Origin of the sequence: Candidatus Caldatribacterium sp. SIUC1 (assembly GCF_051549785.1) — a bacterium.
GTDB lineage: Bacteria > Atribacterota > Atribacteria > Atribacterales > Caldatribacteriaceae > Caldatribacterium.
This window is the reverse complement of record NZ_CP189974.1, coordinates 1004845-1020496: the sequence shown is the minus strand read 5'-3', so window position 1 is coordinate 1020496 and position 15652 is coordinate 1004845. Positions and strand designations below refer to the sequence as shown.

The window sequence follows — 15652 nt, the reverse complement described above, 5'->3', positions numbered from 1 at the left end:
GCTCAGTGGGTTCTTCTTGAAAAAATACAGGGAGGTGGTTCGCAGTGCCCCGGGTGGAAAAGGTAGGAGAGGTGTTCCGCTGTGAGGTCTGCGGTAACGTGGTGGAAGTGAAGGAAGTTGGCGGTGGAGAGCTTGTGTGCTGCGGTCAACCCATGGTCAAGGTTGAAGAGACCCCGAAAAGGAGACGCCAATGTCGCCGAAAAACCTCTGCGTGATGATTGGCCTTGCTCTTTCGGTCTTTGCAGGAAGCTTAGCGTTCGCCCATCCTCCGTCACAGATTGCGATGAGCTTTGATCCCGAAACGTCGCTCCTCACTATCCGTATCCTCCACGGCGTTCCCGACCCTCGAGGCGACCACTACATCGACGAAGTCCGGGTTTTCCTGAACGGGAAGGAGGTCGTTCTCCAGCGCTTCTTCTCCCAGCTCTCGGCCCAGGAGCAGCAAGCCCAGTACCTCATTGTCGATGCGAAGAAGGGCGATGTCCTCGAGGTTTTCGCCCACTGCAGCAAGTTCGGTGACAGAAAAGCCCAGCTCACCGTGGAGTAAAAAGGGCGGTGCCTGGGAATACCCCAGGCACCGCCTGAACCTTTAGCGGAAACTCCGTTTAAGCCTTCGTTTCTTCCTTGCCCGCTCCAGGGCAAGCTCAATGAGGCGGTCAAGGAGCTCCGCGTAAGGGATGCCACTTGCCTCCCAGAGCTTCGGGTACATGCTGATTTTTGTGAACCCCGGAATGGTGTTCACCTCGTTGATGAAAACCTCCTCCCCCCGCACGAAAAAGTCCACCCGGGCCATGCCTTCGCAGCGACACACCCGAAAGGAGGCCAGGGCGAGCTCCTGCACCCTTCGCGTCGTTGCCTCATCAAGCGGTGCAGGAGCAAGGAGCTCTGCCCCCTCAGGGTCCAAGTACTTGGCCTCATAGGAGTAGAACTCGTGGTGCGGAACGATTTCTCCCGGGAGTGAGGCGAGGGGCTCTTCGTTCCCCAGAACGGAACACTCGATTTCCCTCCCGGCGATGTACTCCTCAAGGAGGACCCTGTCGTCGTACTGAAAGGCTTCGGCAATTTTACGCTCAAAATCCTCTCGACCTTTCACCTTCGCCGTACCTACCGAAGACCCAAGGGTTGCCGGTTTCACAAAGAACGGGACCCCCAGGATATCAGCGACTTCAGAGAAGCTGGGGATGGTGCTTTCCCTAATGCAGAAGAAGCGCACCACCGGAAGTCCCGCTTCCCGAAGGAGCCTCTTCGTCACCTCCTTGTCCATGCAGATGGCAGAGCCCAGAACCCCAGAACCAACGTATGGGAGATTCACCATTTCAAGAAGTCCCTGGAGCGTCCCGTCTTCGCCAAAGGTCCCGTGGAGCAGGGGGAAAACCACATCCGGGACAGCAATGACCTCCCTACGGGAGAGACCGTACAGTCTCCCCCCTTCAGGATGGGGAAGGAGCACAACCTCCTCACGGTGCTTGGGACACTCCCCTCGCTTAAGGTCCTCCTTCTCGCAGAGTCGCCAGAGACCGTCTTTGCCAACGCCCACAAGCAGCACCTCATACTTCTTCGGGTCAAGCGCCGCAACGACGTTTTGGGCCGATTCCCAGGAGACCTCGTGTTCCACAGACTTTCCGCCAAAGAGCACAAGAACCGTAAGCTCCGGCACCTCTCCCTCCCCCTCAGAACGTCAACACCTTCCAGATGGTTTCAGCAAGAATCCTTTTCCCCTCGAGAACCTCCATCCGGAAAAAGACGGTCGCAGCATGGTGTAAAAGCTCAAGAGGAACGGCCACCTCAAGGCCATCATCTCCCAGGGCATACTGCAGGGCCCCGGGGAACTCATCCTCTGAGGGAATCACGATCGTCTTCCGTCCCCCTGTTCCCACCTCCACGTCCACGTAGGTTTCCTCGCTCCCGAGAGGGGTAACGGGCAGAAAATGGAAACGGTACGTCACTTTCTTCGAGGACAGACGGTGGACAGCAAGGTACAGGCATTCGGCATCTTTCGCCATGGCGAGGAAAAAGGGTGAGGAGGTCCTTCGAGCTCCGTTTTGCCGTATTCGCACTTCTGGTGAGGAGAAGGCAATGTTCGGTCCACCCCAGTCATCCCATCGCCCATCAACCGTAATTCCTTCAAAAAGGGTGGGCATTTTAGCCTTGCGGGCCTCAACGAAAAGCTCGTTGGCCCGGATAAAACTCAAAGGATACCCTCCCGCAGATTGCGAACGGTACTTCCGGACTGCCCACATCTTGGCAAAAACGGTATCTTTCCCCAGGAAGTAGTACTGCCACTGGATGGTAGGCACGAGGAGTTCCCTGGGGGGAATGAGTTTCACCCCCGGTCCGGTCAGACTCCCGTGGGGCCAGAGGTTCCAGTGGACAAGAAACCAGAACACCCGGGTATTCTCAAAAAAGGGGTCCTCGTAACGGAGACGTTCCAGCGCGTACATGGTGAAGTTGTACACTGCCCGGTGGTCAGGATGGGTATCAAAGGGAGACGCAGTGAGAACGAGAGTGGGTCGCACCGTACGGAGGATTTCTTCAAGATCGGCAACCACACTCTTGCCGCAGTAGGGGCTTCCCGGCCTGAAGCTCGTGTCCGGAGTGAACTCCCTCCGGGTAAGGCAAGAAAAATAGGGAATGCCCGGCAACCAGTGCTCATACCATAGGAGCTCTAAACCCCGGTCGGGATATCCGAGGAAAAACACGCGGTCTTTTGGGATCCCCAGAACCCCAAGGGCCTCTAAAGTTTCTCTCTGCCGACGGTCCCCAAGAAGAAGGGCTCGGCTTGGTCGACTTACGAGGAGTCTAAAGGCTTCGCCATTCGTCACCACAACCACATAGACCTTGGCTCCCTGTTTCACCGCATCGTAAATGAACCCTCCGGCTCCGAAAACCTCATCGTCACAGTGGGGAGCCACAACAAGAAGAACATCCTCGGCAGTGCACGAAAGAGGGCTACTGTTTGCAACGCTCAGACGAGCAAAAAAGGGGATAGAAGAGCGAACCTGAGCAAAAAGCAGGAATCCAGAAAGAACCGCAACAACGACAACGAGAATGGCGAACTTCAGATGCCTTTTTGTCATCCTCATTCAGGAGCCTGTTTCATCCCTGTCGTGAAACTCCGAACAATCTTTCGAAAGGTTGGGAAAACCGCATCAAAGGTTTCTTGCGATGTCCAGCAAATAATCCGGTAAAACCCCTCATTCCTGGAGAAGAGATAGAGGATTCCCTGCATTTCCCTTCCCCCTTCAGGGAAGGAGTATACGTACCAGTAGGCGGGAACGTCATCGACCTCAGCCCTTCCCTCGCCGAGAATCTGCACACCCGGATACAGCAGAATATCGCTGCGCACCCGTTCCCTGAAGGCGTCAAAAGAGGCGTAGTACCGGTACTCCAGGGTCACCCATACCCACGCCTCTCCGGAACGGGCCGAAAGCATAAGGGTGGGGTCAAAGGACTCTGGAGGATTTTCGACTTCCCACCCTTCAGGAAAAGCTATGGCAAAGCCGGCAAGAGGGGAAACGTAGGACACGAACTCTTCGGCAAGAGCCGGAAGGGAAAAGAACACCACCACGCAAAGCATAAGAGCGAGAACGCGCACCATCTTTTCCAACCTCCTTTTCCCAATTTTATACCTGAAGTAAACCTCTGGCAAACCCAGAACACCGGAAAATCTCCACACCGGGCGAAGTTGACGCAGGGAGTATAATGGAGAGAGGGAGTACCAGGGGTGAAAGCACCATGCGCGATATGGTTGCCGCCGGGCTTTTGGCTTTGAAGGACTACGTGGCCACGCACGTTCTCACCTGTCTTGTGCCTGCCTTTCTCCTTGCAGGGGGCATCGTCAGTTTCATCAACCGGGAAGTGATCCTTGAATACCTCGGCGAGAAACGGTCAAAACTCTCCTCGTTCTCCTTGGCGAGCATAGCGAGCTTTTTTGTTGCTGCCTGCTCCTGCACGGTGATCCCCGTAGCAAGCGGCCTCTATTTTGGCGGTGCGACTGTAGGCGTTGCCTTCATCATCCTTTGGGTGGCCCCAGCCACCAACGTCCTTGCCCTCACCTACACCGGAAGCCTCCTTGGGGCTTCCATGGCCCTCGCCCGGGTAGTCGCGGCACTCACCATGGCTTTCCTCGTCGGTGGCATCATGAGCCTCGCCTTCCAGAAGGAACAACACGCGGCGCTTGCGTCTCCTGAAAGAAGAAGTAGTCAGCCAAAAGGCGCCATTCTTGAGAAGCGGAGTACCTTTCTCCTCTCCCTTGTTCTCCTTTCCCTTCTTCTCCCCAACTACCTCATCCGGAGCGGACCCTACCTCCACAAGGTCATCCTCTGGACGGCACTTACCGCACTTTCTGCCGTGTACGCGAAGTTCGCCCTCCCCCCGAAAGCCGTACGGGAATGGCTTCGGGAAACCCTCTGGTTTGTGCGGCTCATCTTCCCCCTGCTCCTTCTCGGCGTTTTTGTGGTCGGCGTTATCGGGAAGCTCCTCCCCGAGACCTGGATTCGTGCCTGGCTTGGAGGAAATAGCATTCGGTCATCGTTCCTTGCCACGCTCATCGGTGCTGTAAGTTACTTTGCCACGCTCACTGAAGCGCCTTTTGTGCGTACTCTTATGAAACTCGGCATGGGCAAGGGACCTGCACTCGCCCTCCTCCTCACCGGACCTGGTCTAAGCCTTCCCAACTGGCTGGCCATCGCCCGGGTCTTTGGGGGGAAGAAAGCCTTCGTGTACGTTGTGGCCATTGTTCTCCTTGGTACAGTGGTCGGCTGGTTTTTTGGGAACTTCGTCTTTGTTCCCTGAGGAGGTGGAGACCTATGCACATCGCCGTTTTGGGCATGGGATGCCCAAAGTGCAAGGCGACCGAGCGAAACGTCCGTGAAGCGTGCCAAACCCTGGGGATTGACGCAGAGGTGACCCACGTTGCTGACCCCAGAGAGTTCGCTCAAATGGGAGTCCACATGACTCCTGCCGTGGTCGTCGACGGAACGGTGCTCTTTTCCGGAAAGGTCCCAACGGTTGAGGAACTCAAGGAAGCCCTCCAGAAACTCCGCTCCTGAGGCTATGGAGAAGGCACTGTGTCCTGTATGCCACGGTGAGGGTCAGAATGTACTGACCCTCACCGTAAAGCACCTGGTGAGGGAGGCCTTGAGGGACACTGTCAACGAAACGGTGACTTATTGCCTTTGCCTCAATCCACATTGCCCGGTGGTTTACTTCGATGCCTCCGGGAAGACCCTGAAAAAAGAAGACCTCAAAGTCCCCGTATGGTACAAGGACGGAGCTTCTCCAAAGTACATCTGCTACTGCAGCCGAGTCACGGAAGAGGAGATCCTCTCCGCCATCCGCAAGGGGGCAAGAACCTTGGAAGACATCCAGAGGATGACCGGCGCTGGGAGCAAGGGGTTTTGCCTCACCGAGAACCCCTCAGGACGGTGCTGTCACAGAGAAATCGCAAAAATCCTCAAGAGAGCCTGTGAATCGTCCCTGCGGGGCCAGTAACCCTTGCAGGATGCCTCTCCAGGGAATATAATAGTGGGAAACGTGCATACTGTCCGTTGAGGGTGCCTTAGGGCTTAAAAGGGAAAGCGGTGAAAATCCGCTGCAGCCCCCGCTACTGTATACGGCGACGAATCCCGACCACTGGGGAACACCTGGGAAGGTGGGAGGAGGATGACCCGTGAGCCAGGAGACCTGCCCTCAACGATGCTAACCCTTCGGAGGGAAGGGCAATGGCGAAGATACTGCCCCTCTTTCGGGAGGGGCATTTTTTTATGCCTCAAAGGAGGTGGACCTTCATGCGCGTTCTCTCTGTGGTTCTCTTCGGTGCGGTGGGCCTTCTCTGCTGTACTCCCCCAGTGTACGCCATGCACATCTCTGAGGGATTCCTGCCACCCCTGTGGTGCGGAGTGTACTTCGCCCTGAGCGCTCCTCTCGTCCTCTTAGGGCTTCTGCAGGCGCGAAGGATGCGGGATCCTCACGCCAGAATGTTCCTCGCCTTGGCTGGAGCGTACATTTTCCTCCTCTCCGCCCTGAAACTGCCCTCGGTCACCGGTTCCTGCTCCCACCCTACAGGGACAGGGCTCTCGAGCATCCTCTTTGGTCCTGTGGTCACTGCCTTCCTCTCGTCTCTCGTTCTCCTCTTCCAGGCGCTCCTTTTAGCCCACGGGGGCATCACCACCTTGGGGGCCAACGTCCTCTCCATGGGCATTGCAGGACCCCTCGCGGGATTCCTGGTGTTCCAGCTTTTGCGACGGTATCGCCTGACCCCAGCCGTTTTCCTTGCCGCTTTCACGGCTGACCTTGCCACCTATGTGGTCACCTCTTTCCAGCTCGCCCTGGCCTTTCCGGGACGGTCTTTCCTCCTCTCCTTCGCCAGGTTCGTGTCCCTTTTCGCCGTCACCCAGGTTCCCTTGGCCGTTATGGAGGGGCTCCTGACCGTGGCGCTTTTTGAATACCTCCGGGCCCGAATGGGCGCTGAACTCACCCGCTTGGGGGTGAGGATAGCATGAAGGGGAAGATTCTCGTGCTTCTGCTCTGCTGCGTGGCGCTCTTTTTCGTTTCTCTTCGCCTTGGACAGCACCGGGGAGACCTTGCAGGGGCCGATGAAGAGGCCCAGGTACTCATCCAGGAAGTTGCGCCGGATTTCAGCCCCTGGTTTGGACCTCTCTGGGAGCCCCCCTCAGGAGAAATTGAAACCCTCATGTTCGCCCTGCAGGCGGCTACAGGAGGGCTCGTCATCGGGTACATCCTCGGGAAGCGAAGCGTACGCTGATGTTCCGGCATGTCGTGATGTTCGCCTGTGAAAGTCGGGGGCGCGCCATGCATCCGGGGGAGAAAATGCTCATTGTGTTCCTCCCCATCGTCCTTCTGGGATTCTCAAGAAGTGGCGCGCTCCTTGCCGCAAACATTGGGCTCTTCCTTTCCCTCCACCTCTTCTTCCGAACTCCCTGGCGATGGGTTCTGCGTTACACCCTCACCCTCCTGGGGTTTGTCGGCAGTTCCAGTCTGGTCCTCCTCTTTGAATACCCTCTAGGTTTCATCCTCCTTGTCGTGCTCCGTGCTGCTTTCTCAGCCTTCGCCCTGACCTTCTTCCTCTTCACCACTCCTCCGGGAGACATCTTCCTCTTCCTCTCGCGCTTCCAAGCGCTACGGGAGTTCTGTGCCATCGCCCAGGGTATGGAGCACTTCATCCTTGTCCTCGAAGAGGAATGTCACCGCCTTATGGTGACCATAAACCTTCGGGGAGGATTCCGGACCTGGCGCCTTGCCATCCGAAATAGCGGAAAGATTGGAGCCCTTCTTTTCAAGAACGCTCTCACCCACTACGAGAGGACGAAAGAGGCTCTCGACTCGCGCCTCTTCCCCGGTTTCATCCTCTCCTGGGAGAAGCCGTACACGTTCTCGGGGAGGCGCCTTGCCGTCATCCTGGCGTACATTGCCGGCTTGGGCTGCGCTGTGGCCTTCCTTTCGTGATATCAGACCTCACCCTCCGGGTCGAAAACCGCACCCAGAAAGAGGAGCGTGCCTGTCCTATCATCCCGTATGGCGAAGAAGAAGGGGCGGTTGACCACCATGGTGAAGGGCTCACCCATTCCCCTTGACACCACCACAGCCGAGGCCGCCGAGGCCTCGGTCCCCTCCTCGTTCACCTCCACAAAAGCCCGGTGCACAACGCTACTTATGTAGGCCTCACCCCCAAGGAGGTTGCAGAAGTCCGCTCCGGGAGCCAGTGCAGGGCCCATCCCCAGACGCCTCAGCATATTCCGGAGCTCCTTCGCACCGTACGCAAGACGAAACCTTGGCAGGCTCACTGTCCCCTCCCGCTCTCGAAACCTCTGCACCAGGTCTTCCCAGCGTTCCCAGCTCAGGGAACGGATGAAATCTTCAAGGTCCACACCGAAGTCGGGGAGGAAGAGGTACATGCTGAACCGCCCTTCTTTTCCGTAGGGGATGGCCACCGCCTGGAAATCCTCTCCCTCAAGGTACCGATAAACTCCCGACCGGGTCATGAACGGACAGGTCTTCGTTCCCCCTCCGGGAAGGACAAATGGGCCGGGAGCCGTCCGGTCTCTCTCGAAGGCCACCGTCCAGGCCCCCCGGAAGAACACCGCGCTGGTGACAACCACAAGGGTTTCCGGGTCGATGCGCTCGAGAATCTGCTCGATCGTTCCTTTGGTGTGCTCCCGAACCCAACCGTTCACCACCTCCAGGGCTTCGGGACGGGTAAAATCCAGGTTCTCCACCTCAGCGCCGTAGTACATCCTGCTCTCTGAAAGGAACTCTTCCTTCACCGGCAAACCCTCCTGAACCCAGAGGGCATAGGCCGCATGGAGCGATACCCCGGGGTCTTCCTCGTGAAGGTGTCTGAGAAGCCCCGCATGGCCTTCCTGGACCTCCCGAACCCCAAGACCCGTAAGGCCAAGGGCCAGGGCCATGGATTTCTGGGTCTCTCCACAGGCTCCAGCACAGACCACAGCCAGAGGCAGAAAAAGGCCAAAGGGCGAGAGGGCAACGTTCCCCGTCTCTTCTCCAAGAAGCTCTGAGAACAGACGAAACCCAAAATCCCCCTGGGCAGCAACTACCTGCGCTTGGAGATCCGGGTCATCCCCCACAAGGGGCAGAATGCCCAGCTGCCCGTCGTTCTCGTTGTAGCAAAACAGAGCACTCTCCTCGTACCGACTGAGCATGAGGAATCCGGGAGTATAGTGTTTCAGAGAAAAGCGCTGCGGATTCGGCTCAAACTCCGGACGGGCCCATCCCCCCACTTCGTGCTGCCAGCAGGTGCCGTCAAAGGAGAAGTGGGAGACCTCCACCGGAACACCTTCTGAGGCCAGCACCTCGACCTCCGGTCCCCCAAGTCCCCGCAGGGTCCCAAGACCCGGGAGACGTTCCTCCTGAAGGAGACGGGAACCGGAGAAGGTCACAGCCCCAAGGTAGCCGTCGTTCTCATTCCCCACAATGAGCCCAATCCGCCCATACCGGGCCACGAGGAAGAAGAACATCCCGTAGTGGGGGATGCGGTACCGTTTGGGATTCTCCTGGAACTCAGGACGGGCGTAGCCGGCGACCTCGTCGTGGAGGTATGCTCCTTCTGCCCAGAGGCCCACCTCCACCGGTCCACCCAGAGAGCGAACCTCAAACTCCTCCCCTACCCTTGTCACCCGGGCAAGACCATCCACCTCAAGCCCGGTGAAAGGACCTCCCCGGAAAACCCGGTACGTCAGGTACCCATCGTTCTCCCGCAGGAAGACGAGGTACACCTTTTCGTAGCGGGCAAGAAGGAGCACACAGGTCCGGTAGTGCGGCAGAGGAAAGTACTGGGGGTTGGCCTGGAATTCCGGGCGGGCCCATCCCCCCACCTCGGTGTGGAAGTAGAGCTGCTTCTCCTCTTCCCACCCAGCGATGAAGGTGTTCCCCCGGACCTCCACCCCCTGGGAAGGCTTTTCGGGAGTGGCGCTCCCTGCAAGGATGAGGTACGACACCTCAACCGGTTGTGCAGGATTTCGGGCCTCCACCTCAAGGACGTAGTCTGTGGCCCAGAAGAGGCGGTGGTCGGGGTTTGGCACGGCCACAAGGCGCACGAATTCAGGGTCATCGATGAGCACAAGACGCTCCCAGGGCAGGGCGAAGGCCCCTCCTCCAACGCGAAGGGGAAGCAGAACGAAAAACAAGAGAACCAGAAGGAAACGCTTCATCCTCTCCCCTCCTCTCTGTGCTGCTTTTTCCAGTATACACCACTTGGGTCAGTGCAAATCTCCTCTCGTCATTCACTTTTTCCTTTTATTTTTCCCGGAATCGTTCAGAGGAAAGACGAGGTTAGGGAGAAAAGAGCGTCAGGGGGAATATCCCTGTAACGGTTTGGCAACGATTTGTATTTTCCTTGCTACAATAGTGGCAAAAACACCTTGGGGGGATGCACCATGGTACGGGGTTTTCACTCGGTGCGGGGGAAGATGCTCGTTTTCATCCTCATCCCGGTGGTTGCGGCCCTTTTAGGCATCGTGGTGTGGCAGAACCTGCAAAGCCGTAACCGTGCCTACGAGAACGCCCGGGCAGTGATGGAGGCCACTGCCAGGGAATTGGCCAGTGAGGCCGATGCCATTATGGAAGCGGCCATGAACACCGCCCGGACTATGGCCCAAGCATTTTCAGCCTTTGAGTCCATCCCGCAGGAGTACCGGCGGGAGGCCCTGAGGGGGATGTTACGGAAAGTCCTGGAAGAGCATGAGGATTTTTTAGGGACGTGGGCGTGCTTTGAGCCCAACGCCTTAGACGGCCTGGATGAAAAATACCGGGGAACCGAAGGGCACGATGCGACCGGTCGCTTCATCCCCCACCTTTTCCGGGATCAGGGAAAAATCTCCGAAGAACCCCTCCGGGATTACGAAACCCCGGGAGCCGGAGACTACTACCTTTTAGCCCGAAACTCCGGGAACGAGGTGCTCCTTGAGCCCTACGAGTACGAAATCGCCGGGAAAAAGACTCTCATGACCACCTGCTCGGTGCCCATCCGCAAAAACGGGGTGGTGGTGGGGGTGGCCGGCGTAGACATCGCCCTTGACACCCTGAACGAGCGGTTCAGCAGCAAAAGGGTTCTCGGGAGCGGCTTTCTGCGCCTGGTGTCGGCTAAGGGTATCGTAGTCACCCATCCCCAGAAAGACCGTATCGGAAAACCATGGGGGGAGGTGAAGGATAACTCTGCAACGGTGATTCTGGAACGAATGAAGAAGGGGGAAATCTACACCGGGACGGAGTACTCCGAAGCCCTGAAAAAGTACACCCTCAAGGCTTTCGTACCCTTTTTCGTGGGGAACACCCGAGAACCCTGGATTGCCAGCGTGGTGGTTCCTCAGGAAGAAGTCTTTGCCCAGGCCAACCGGGATTTCCTCCGGTCGATTCTCATAGCAATCGCCGGAGCGCTTGCGGTAGGGCTTCTCATCTTCGTGGTCTCCGGGGCTATTGGCCGCCCCTTACAGGTCCTGGCCAGGGTGGCCGAACAGGTGTCCCGGGGAGACCTGCGGGTGGAGGTTCGAGAGGTCCGCAGCCGCGATGAAGTAGGGGTGCTCGCCCGAGCGCTCTCCACCATGGTGCAGAACTTGCAGGACACGATTTCCCGAATCACCAACACCGCTTCCACCCTTGCCGCCTCAAGCGAAGAGCTCACCTCCTCGGTAAGCGAGGTCTCCCGGGCAACCCAAGAGATTGCCAAAACCATTGCCCAGGTTGCCGATGGAGCAAACCGCCAGGGAGAGGAGCTCCAGAAGCTCAACGAGAGGGTCCATGAGGTGAGCGATGAGGCGAAGAACATCGAGGAACTCTCGAAGAAGAACCTCAACCTCCTTGAGGTGACGCTCAGAGAAAGGATTAGGAAGAACGCCGAAGCCCTTACCGAGGTCACGAAGAACATCGAGGAGGCGGTGCGGGAGGGTGGAAGCGTTGCCGATGAGGCGGAGAAAGGCCGGGGGGCCTTGAGCCTCCTCGTGGAGAACATCGGACGCATCGCCCAGATCTCCCAGGAGGTGGGCCAGAGCATCGCTAAGCTCGAGGGCCGCTCCCAGGAGATTGGACGGATTGTGGACGTCATCACCGGGATTGCGGAACAGACGAACCTCCTTGCTCTCAATGCCGCGATTGAGGCCGCAAGAGCCGGAGAGGCCGGAAGAGGCTTTGCGGTGGTGGCCGAAGAGGTGCGGAAGCTCGCCGAGGGCTCAGCCCAGGCGGCCCAGCAGATTGCTCAGCTCGTCGCCGAAATCCAGAAGGACACCCAGGATGCCGTGCACCGCATGGACCGGACAAGCGCCGAGGTGGCAGAAGGCGTCTCCCAGGCCCAGAACGTGGTCCGGGGGCTCCAGAACATCATCAACGCCATCGGAAAGGTCCGGGAGGCCATTGCCCGGATCAGTGCCTCCCGGGATGTCCTCGAGGGGACCCGGAGGGACGTGGAGGGGGTGCAGAACGAGGTCATCCGCTTCTTTGGGGACATCGCCAGGGCTGTGGCATCAATCACCGAGAACATCGCCGCCATTGCCGAGCAGGTGGCCTCTCTTGCCGCCATTGCTGAGGAGAACGCCGCCTCAAGCGAAGAGGTCTCCGCATCCACCGAGGAGCAGAGCGCTTCCCTTGAGGAGATTACCTCGGCTGTGGAAGCCCTGGCCAGACTGGCCGAAGAATTGAGGAATTCCGTGGACCGATTCCAGGTGTAAATTTCGGTGCCGCAAACGAGGGCCTCGTTTGCGGCACTCTTTCCCCAAAGACATGTAACCCGGAAGTCTCAGCCCGGAGAATACCTGAAGTTCAGGCAGGGTGATGGGAATCCTTTCCATCCTCCCGGGAATAGAGAGCCTGCAACGGTTCCGGAGGAATCCCAAGGTTTTGAGCACGGTCTTCCGGCCCCCCTGTTTCTCGCAGGATGTTCCCTCTTTACGGAGGATAGCCTCCTCAAGGACCCTTTGCCTCTCCGTTCTCCTCAAGGACAGTCCTGAACACATTCCTGGGGAGTACGTGCTACAATGGATGGAGAAAGTATCCTGGCAAGGAGGGGACAAGATGTCGCGAATTCGTTTCCTGGTGGTTGTTTTCACCCTCTGTGTGGTGTTTGCGGGAGCTTGGGGGCTTTGCGCTGCAGAAACCCAAAAAACCGCTACAGAATTTTCCTCAGACGGTGACCTCATCAGTGGATGGTACTGGCTACGGGATCCTTTCTTCAGTCAGGTCGCCGAGTGGGTGTTTGAGGGGATACCCGAAGGGACAGAAGACCTGGTGCTTGACCTTGAGGTTCTGGCCACCAGCCGGGCCGATGGCCCCCGGGGGGTTGATGCTCGTTTCTTCCTCTCTTACGGCATTCCCCCACGGGGAAGACAGGGAGGGCTCATTGTGGGAACGAAAGAAGTCATTCTCCCGAACGTCTCGCCACCTCATGACCCGGTGGGGTACACCTGCCGGGGTCGGGTGACCATCCCCCGGAAGCACCTGGAACGTGCCTCGGTCCTCTGGATACGGGCTCACCGGAACCCTGGGCCGTTCCTTTCTGGGAAAAGCTCTTCCACCGTCCATGTGGCTTTCCGGAAGGAGAGCGTCACGCTCCTTTTGAGCGGGGAGACCCAGGAGGGAGCCGGAAGTGGCTTTGCCGAACCGGATGCCGAAAGAAGAGAGAACGCGGTGGCGATTACACCGGGCACGGTAAGCGGTGACCTGGGATACAGACGCGGTGACGGCTCCATCGACTCGGCTGACTGGTATCGCTTCCTGGCAGAACAGGGGCAAATCATCAACCTCTCCCTCGCCTTCCCTCAAAGCGCTTCGTTTTCCCTTTCTCTCTATCCTTCTGGTTCAACAAGTAATGTGGGGAACGTGGTGACAGTGGGGAACACGAGGTCCCTGGAATACGTGGCCGGGGAAAGTGGGGAGTGGTTCGTACGGGTATATCGCTTGCGTGGGGCGGGGGAATACAGCCTGTCCCTTGTGATTGCCAACCAGAACGATGCCGGAAGCAGTCAAGACGCCGGGAACAACCGCTGGGATGCCCTCCGTATCGGGGAAGGAACCTGGCAAGGACTTTTGAAGAGCGCTGACTCGACTGACTGGTACCGTTTCCCGGTGGAGAAAGGGCAAACCATCCGTCTCTCCCTCGCCTTCCCCCAAGGAGCTTCCTTTGCTCTCTCCCTCTACCCTCCTGATTCGACAAGCGGTGTGGGGAATGTGGCAACCAGAGGGAACATAAAATCTCTGGAATATGTTGCCGGGGAAAGCGGGGAGTGGTTCGTACGGGTTTCTCGCCTGCAAGGCGCGGGGGAATATGAGTTGACCATCGGGAAAGAAGCTATGGCGACACCAACGCCCACTCCTACCCACACGCCCACCTCCACCCACACGCCGCAACCCACTCCCACATCTACTCCCCAGCCTCTAACGGAGGTCACCCCTCCCCCCGACCTTGCCACACCCCCACCTTTTGCCGGGTACCTGATTACCGTGGTGACCGGAGACAAAACGGGTGCCGGAACGGATGCCAACGTTTACATCACCCTCTACGGGGAGAAGGGGAAATCGAAGGAACTCCTCCTCGATAACCCCCAGCGCAATGACTTCGAGCGGAACCAGACGGATACCTTCACCATTTCTCCTTCCCAGGTCGGAGACCTGGGAGCCATCCGCCAGGTCTACCTCCGCCACGACGGGAGCGGCGTTGCCCCGGGATGGTACGTGGTGTCCGTCACCGTGACGGACGTCGCCACCGGGGAGAAGTACCGGTTCATCTTCAACCGCTGGCTGGCCACCGATGAAGAAGACGGCGCGCTGGGTGCCTTCCGGGAATGCCTCCCCACCACCAGACAAACCTTCACTCCCCCCTACCCTGACACACGGGTGTGGACCCATAAAGTCGGTAATGCCGACTGCAGAGCCTCGGCCAATAGAGAATCCGGTGGCATTGCCTTTTATATCGACGCCTGGGTGGGCGGGTCCACCGCCACCTCCGGGCAGTCCATCTGGGTGAGCACTTCTCGCCCGACAACCCTTGTCGTAACCCCCACCGTTAAATACGTGGGCGGAACGTACAACTTTGCCCTCGCCTCTTTCTCCGAGCTTGAGCTCTTCTGCGAAGTCAACGGGAACCTCTACCGCACCGCCATCTCCCCGGCTTTCACCGGCCCGGTCGTCCTCGACAAGGTGCTGTCCCTCGCGCTCCTTGCAGCAGGGGGACTTACTCCACAGAACGCCCGAAGTATCGTGGACCTCATCACCACCGGGTACAGTCTCGCTCAGCTTTCGGTGGCTTTACAACAGCTTGAAGCAGCCGGAAATGTCGCTACTGTGCGGAAGAGCTTCACCGTAGAAGCTCAACAGGGCCTGAACAAAATCTCTGTGGGTTTGCGGGGCAATGCCTCGGGGGTGGCAACCGGCTCGGCCTTCGTGATTGTGGGCGGACAGGTAACGTCGATTGAGGTGGAGGGAATACCGTAAGAAGAGCCCGGGGTAAACCCGGGCTTCCGCCTTTCCGCCCCCATCCCCTGTGTGGGTAATCGCCGGATGCTACCGTATCCAGGCGACGACGTTCCGGTTCCTTGGAGGAGCCTCCTCAGGGCAGTCCAGGGCGTACCCCAGGGCCATTGCTCAGAGAGGTCGGTACCCTTCGGGAATCTGCAAAAGCTTCCGGTACGCCTCGCCCTCAGGGCTTGAGAAAAGGAGCCCCGCAAAGCCAATCCAGCAGGAAGCCACACCCAGAGACTTCGCCGCAAGGAGCATGTTCTCGGTCGCTGCCGCACAGTCTACCAGGGCAGAAGGGTGGTCTTCTTTTCCCGAGACCAGTATCACCGTTTCAGCTCTTCCCGCATCCTCTCGTACTCTTCTCTCGTGATCTCTCCCCGGGCATAGCGGCGCTTGAGAATCTCTATGGGGTCCTCCTCAAAGAACCTGGAAGGGCGAAACATGTGCCTCCCGGCCCAGAAAAGGAGAAAGAGCAGGCAGAAGATGCAAAGGAACACCACAACGCCCGCGAGCATCCTCCCCCAGAAAAACCACCCCCAGGGGGAGTAACAGTAGCCCCAGAAGGGAACCCAGAACAACCCATGCCCGTGCATACCACCGCCTCCAGGGAAATTATACACCGGGTTTCTGGAGGGATTTGTGACCGGAATGTATCGCAATTGTGAAATTTCCC

At 58.3% G+C, this 15652-nt stretch carries 15 protein-coding genes, 1 pseudogene and 1 riboswitch; of the genes and pseudogenes, 10 read left to right on the top strand and 6 right to left on the bottom strand.

Going from position 1 to position 15652, the window contains the following annotated elements:
* Window positions 1-44: 44 nt before the first annotated feature.
* A pseudogene (locus ACP6EK_RS05270) lies at window positions 45-170 on the top strand (desulfoferrodoxin FeS4 iron-binding domain-containing protein); the annotation flags it as partial.
* Window positions 171-190: 20 nt separating this feature from the next.
* A complete protein-coding gene (locus tag ACP6EK_RS05265) occupies window positions 191-547 on the top strand; it encodes a hypothetical protein (RefSeq protein WP_438313753.1) in 357 nt (118 codons plus the stop codon).
* A gap of 42 nt (window positions 548-589) precedes the next feature.
* Here the strand turns inward: ACP6EK_RS05265 and ACP6EK_RS05260 are convergent, their stop codons facing one another.
* From ACP6EK_RS05260 to ACP6EK_RS05250, 3 genes are read right to left on the bottom strand one after another with little or no spacing between them, the layout of a single operon-like run.
* Window positions 590-1657, bottom strand: a complete 1068-nt coding sequence (locus ACP6EK_RS05260) for a D-alanine--D-alanine ligase family protein (RefSeq protein ID WP_438313750.1) — start codon at window positions 1655-1657, stop codon at window positions 590-592.
* Between the two features lie 13 nt (window positions 1658-1670).
* Window positions 1671-3077 carry a PIG-L deacetylase family protein gene (locus tag ACP6EK_RS05255; RefSeq protein ID WP_438313747.1) on the bottom strand — a complete coding sequence of 469 codons (1407 nt, stop codon included), beginning with the start codon at window positions 3075-3077 and terminating at the stop codon, window positions 1671-1673.
* Between the two features lie 2 nt (window positions 3078-3079).
* Entirely contained in the window at window positions 3080-3598 is a 519-nt protein-coding gene (locus tag ACP6EK_RS05250) for a PsbP-related protein (RefSeq protein ID WP_438313744.1), read from the bottom strand.
* A 137-nt stretch (window positions 3599-3735) separates the two neighbouring features.
* Here ACP6EK_RS05250 and ACP6EK_RS05245 point away from each other — a divergent pair, with 137 nt between their 5' ends.
* The 6 genes from ACP6EK_RS05245 to ACP6EK_RS05220 all read left to right on the top strand — a co-directional run bounded on the left by ACP6EK_RS05245 (window position 3736) and on the right by ACP6EK_RS05220 (window position 7467).
* Window positions 3736-4794 carry a permease gene (locus ACP6EK_RS05245; RefSeq protein ID WP_438313741.1) on the top strand — a complete coding sequence of 353 codons (1059 nt, stop codon included), beginning with the start codon at window positions 3736-3738 and terminating at the stop codon, window positions 4792-4794.
* Between the two features lie 14 nt (window positions 4795-4808).
* Entirely contained in the window at window positions 4809-5051 is a 243-nt protein-coding gene (locus ACP6EK_RS05240; RefSeq protein ID WP_438313739.1) for a thioredoxin family protein, read from the top strand.
* A 4-nt stretch (window positions 5052-5055) separates the two neighbouring features.
* Window positions 5056-5493, top strand: coding sequence for a (2Fe-2S)-binding protein (locus tag ACP6EK_RS05235; protein ID WP_438313736.1), 438 nt, complete (start codon window positions 5056-5058; stop codon window positions 5491-5493).
* A 43-nt stretch (window positions 5494-5536) separates the two neighbouring features.
* Window positions 5537-5707: riboswitch (cobalamin riboswitch) on the top strand.
* A 16-nt stretch (window positions 5708-5723) separates the two neighbouring features.
* The gene (locus tag ACP6EK_RS05230) at window positions 5724-6503 is read left to right on the top strand and encodes an energy-coupling factor ABC transporter permease (RefSeq protein WP_438313733.1); all 780 of its coding nucleotides are present in this window, start codon (window positions 5724-5726) and stop codon (window positions 6501-6503) included.
* Window positions 6500-6766: an energy-coupling factor ABC transporter substrate-binding protein gene (locus ACP6EK_RS05225; protein ID WP_438313731.1), complete on the top strand. Its 267-nt coding sequence runs from the start codon at window positions 6500-6502 to the stop codon at window positions 6764-6766. Before ACP6EK_RS05230 ends, ACP6EK_RS05225 begins: the two co-directional genes overlap by 4 nt.
* On the top strand, window positions 6766-7467 hold the full coding sequence (locus tag ACP6EK_RS05220) for an energy-coupling factor transporter transmembrane component T family protein (RefSeq protein WP_438313728.1): 702 nt from the start codon (window positions 6766-6768) through the stop codon (window positions 7465-7467). Before ACP6EK_RS05225 ends, ACP6EK_RS05220 begins: the two co-directional genes overlap by 1 nt.
* Before the next feature lie 2 nt (window positions 7468-7469).
* Here ACP6EK_RS05220 and ACP6EK_RS05215 read toward each other — a convergent pair whose 3' ends face one another.
* Window positions 7470-9689, bottom strand: coding sequence for a serpin family protein (locus ACP6EK_RS05215; RefSeq protein WP_438313726.1), 2220 nt, complete (start codon window positions 9687-9689; stop codon window positions 7470-7472).
* 225 nt (window positions 9690-9914) lie between these two features.
* Here ACP6EK_RS05215 and ACP6EK_RS05210 point away from each other — a divergent pair, with 225 nt between their 5' ends.
* Window positions 9915-12197, top strand: coding sequence for a methyl-accepting chemotaxis protein (locus ACP6EK_RS05210; RefSeq protein ID WP_438313723.1), 2283 nt, complete (start codon window positions 9915-9917; stop codon window positions 12195-12197).
* Between the two features lie 343 nt (window positions 12198-12540).
* Window positions 12541-14955: a PLAT/LH2 domain-containing protein gene (locus ACP6EK_RS05205; protein WP_438313720.1), complete on the top strand. Its 2415-nt coding sequence runs from the start codon at window positions 12541-12543 to the stop codon at window positions 14953-14955.
* Between the two features lie 150 nt (window positions 14956-15105).
* Here ACP6EK_RS05205 and ACP6EK_RS05200 read toward each other — a convergent pair whose 3' ends face one another.
* Both ACP6EK_RS05200 and ACP6EK_RS05195 read right to left on the bottom strand, forming a co-directional pair.
* Complete coding sequence (locus ACP6EK_RS05200) at window positions 15106-15306, bottom strand: nitroreductase family protein (RefSeq protein WP_438313717.1); 201 nt, start codon at window positions 15304-15306, stop codon at window positions 15106-15108.
* A complete protein-coding gene (locus ACP6EK_RS05195) occupies window positions 15303-15572 on the bottom strand; it encodes an SHOCT domain-containing protein (RefSeq protein ID WP_438313715.1) in 270 nt (89 codons plus the stop codon). Before ACP6EK_RS05195 ends, ACP6EK_RS05200 begins: the two co-directional genes overlap by 4 nt.
* Window positions 15573-15652: the final 80 nt, after the last annotated feature.